This window comes from Streptomyces sp. NPDC111507 (assembly GCF_055638955.1).
The window spans coordinates 1-2766 of record NZ_JBVKBU010000050.1 but is presented as its reverse complement, the minus strand read 5'-3'; the positions used below and the strand labels follow the sequence as shown (position 1 = coordinate 2766).

4 protein-coding genes are annotated in these 2766 nt (G+C 71.7%); all 4 read left to right on the top strand.

From position 1 onward, the window contains the following. Positions 1-110: 110 nt before the first annotated feature. The 4 genes from ACZ7M2_RS52385 (at position 111) to ACZ7M2_RS52370 (ending at position 2639) form a co-directional block, all read left to right on the top strand. Positions 111-794 (top strand): hypothetical protein, encoded by a 684-nt coding sequence (locus ACZ7M2_RS52385; protein WP_471601360.1) that lies wholly within the window; start codon positions 111-113, stop codon positions 792-794. A 79-nt stretch (positions 795-873) separates the two neighbouring features. Then, positions 874-1197 carry a hypothetical protein gene (locus ACZ7M2_RS52380; RefSeq protein ID WP_471601359.1) on the top strand — a complete coding sequence of 108 codons (324 nt, stop codon included), beginning with the start codon at positions 874-876 and terminating at the stop codon, positions 1195-1197. 259 nt (positions 1198-1456) lie between these two features. Beyond that, the gene (locus ACZ7M2_RS52375) at positions 1457-1627 is read left to right on the top strand and encodes a hypothetical protein (RefSeq protein ID WP_331720780.1); all 171 of its coding nucleotides are present in this window, start codon (positions 1457-1459) and stop codon (positions 1625-1627) included. A 349-nt stretch (positions 1628-1976) separates the two neighbouring features. Beyond that, positions 1977-2639, top strand: coding sequence for a hypothetical protein (locus tag ACZ7M2_RS52370; protein ID WP_360280612.1), 663 nt, complete (start codon positions 1977-1979; stop codon positions 2637-2639). Positions 2640-2766: the final 127 nt, after the last annotated feature.

Sequence of the window (2766 nt, the reverse complement as noted above, 5' to 3'; positions counted from 1 at the left end):
ACACGGGCCCAGAGTTGCCAGTGATGCCCTAGTGCTGTAATCTAGTACTTGTCGGAAAGGGGAACGGCACCCCGGACCGACACCACCAACACCCACCGAAAGGAACCGACGTGACCACGTTGGAACTCGACATGAACAACCCGGCCGAACTGGAAATGTTCATCAGGCTGGCGTTCATCGCCGAGCAGGCGTACGACCCCGCCCGCTCGCTGTCTGCCCGGCTCGCCACCACCGTGTTGACCCACGGCCCGGACACCGCCCGAGCGGATGCGCAGTACGAGGCCGGCGAGGCCGGCGCCCGGGTGGTCGAGCGCGTGATCTCGTACATGGCCGCCATCCGAACCGCCCGCGTTCGGTACTGGTCGGTCAGCTACGTGGAGCACGGCCACGAGCGCAGGGGCTCGATGATCGAGAGCCCCGAGACGACCCGCGCGCAGTACGGATGGGCGGCCGAGCGGTTCGGCGCCGACCTCGTACGCATCACCGAGTACACCGACACGCGGACGAGCGTTCCCGTGGACCCGGACGCGCTGCCGCGCGACGACCGCCACCATGCCCCGGCCGTGCTCGGCGCGCACCTGGTGACCCGCTTCTACGCGTTCGACGGCCAGGGCCCCGCCGCGATCCCGGACGCCGCCGCCGTCGCACTCGCCCGGAAGCACCTCCGGGGCATCCGCCGCCAGCGGTTCGCGCTGCCGCCGGTACTGCTGGACACCGTGCGCGTTGTGATGGCCCGCGAAGTCACCGCCGCCGAGGTTGCCCGACCCGTCGACCAGGCCCGAGCCGGCCGATAAGCCAAGCGCCCCGGGGGTGGGAACGGCACCCGCCCCCGGGGTCAGCCCCCACCAGCACCCCACCGAAAAGAGCCACCCCGTGATCTTGCTGTATCTGCTGATCGGACTTCTGATCAGCACCTCTTACAACGTCATGCCCACGGACGGCCTGACGGACCTGCAAGCCGATCCGACCCGCCAGCCGTCCCACGGCGAACTCGCCGGCGCCGTCACGGTGTGGGTCGTCGCCGTCGCCGTGTGGCCCCTGATGATCGTCTTCAGGGCCCTGACCGCCGTACGCGACCGGTCCGACACCCGCAGGACCGAACGGCGCGACGAGCGCGCCGGGTTGGCCATCCCGGGCCAGCGTCAGCCCGCCGAGCCGGCCAAGGCTCCGGTTCCGGCCCCGCGCCGACCGGAGTAAGGCCCCGCCGGTTGACCTCGGGCAGAGCGCCAGCGGCCCCGTCCTGAGTGCAGGGCGGGAGCCGCCGCGCGGTTCGCATGTACACGCTAAAAGATCTTGGAAGTTCTTCGGGTTGCGCTTCTGACCTGCGACTACGTCAAGTCAGGGCAGGCGGAAGCCTTGCCCGTGATGCTCTGTTGCTGTAATCTAGTTCTTGTCGGGAAGGGGAACGGCACCCCGGCCCGGCGACCACCAACACCCACCGAAGGAGAACGTCACCATGAGCGCTGCCAACGAGCCGGCCACCGTGCAGAAGTGCACCGAGGACTACGCCAACCGCACCGCGGCCAACCCGAACCCGTACGTCCGGGCCGAGGTGCAGAACCCCGGCCAGATCACCGGGAACAACGGCATCACCCCGCAGACGGGCGGCGCCGCTACGGCGCGTTGAGGGACACCGGGCGGGCGCCACCTCGGCGGCCGCCCGGACACGACAGAGGGCCGGTGGTAGACCTCCGAGGAGGTCACGGCATCCACCGGCCCTTTTGCTTCCACCAACACCCGGCCCGAAGGCCGAAGTAAGAAGCGGCCCCAGTCTAGACAGCCTCGGCGGACGCCGGCACCCAGCGGGCCGACACCCCCGCCGAGGCCGAGGATGCACCACCCACCACGGCGCCGGCCCGTAAGCCGCGGAGCCGTAGCCTCATAACCAGCGACGACGCCCCGCCCACGCGGAGGCCCGAACCCCAGGAGAGCCCGACGTGATCCCCCGAGGCCGACCAACACTCGACCTTGCCGACGTGGCCCAGCTCGCCGGCGTCTCGCTTGCGACGTGGCGCCGCCGACACCACGGCGCGTTCGTGGCCGCAGTGCACCCCCTCCCGGGGTCTCAGCGTCCAGTTATCTACGACGCCGCCCAGGTCGAAGCCCACCTAGCTGGAGAGCAGGTGCCGACCCTGGCCGCCCTCATCACGGCCGAGGACGCGGTGAGCGGTGAGGACCAGGCGGCCGCCCCCGTTGAGGACGAGCAGCCGGACGAGGAAGACGAGCGCGGGACGACGTTGCCGCCGCACCCCTCCGACTTGCTGACCGACCAGGAGGCCGGCGCCGTCGCCAAGGTGAGCGCGTCGACCATCAGGGCCGACGCGGCCGCCGGCCGGATGGACGCGGGCATGGAGCGTCACGGCCGCCGATGGTGGACCCGGGCCGCCGCCGAGGCGCGAGCCGACCGCCAGCCGCAGTACAAGGGCCGCACGGTCGGTAGCAAGGACAAGGCCCCACGCAGCCGGCCGGACCACCGCGTGGCCGAGGTGGCCACCGAACTGGCGGCCGCCGAAGCCGGGCGCCGCGCACCCGTGACCGCCGCCGAACTCGCCGAGCTGTACGAGGTGAGCGAGCGGACCGCCGAGCGCATCATGGCCCGAGCCCGCGCGGCCGCCACCTCGGCGCCAGCCGCCGAGTAGCCGCCGTGGCCGAGCCCCGTGCCGACTGCCCGGCATCTCTCCCGTTGGTTCGGCGGCCGCGGGTGTGTGGGTGGTGATGTGGGGGCTCTGCCCCCACGCCCCCGGCCACCTTCCAGAGGGGCCCCCT

Coding starts and splice junctions, on each gene's coding strand:
- ACZ7M2_RS52375 (WP_331720780.1), top strand. CDS start 1,457: ATGAGCGCTGCCAACGAGCCGGCCACCGTGCAGAAGTGCACCGAGGAC.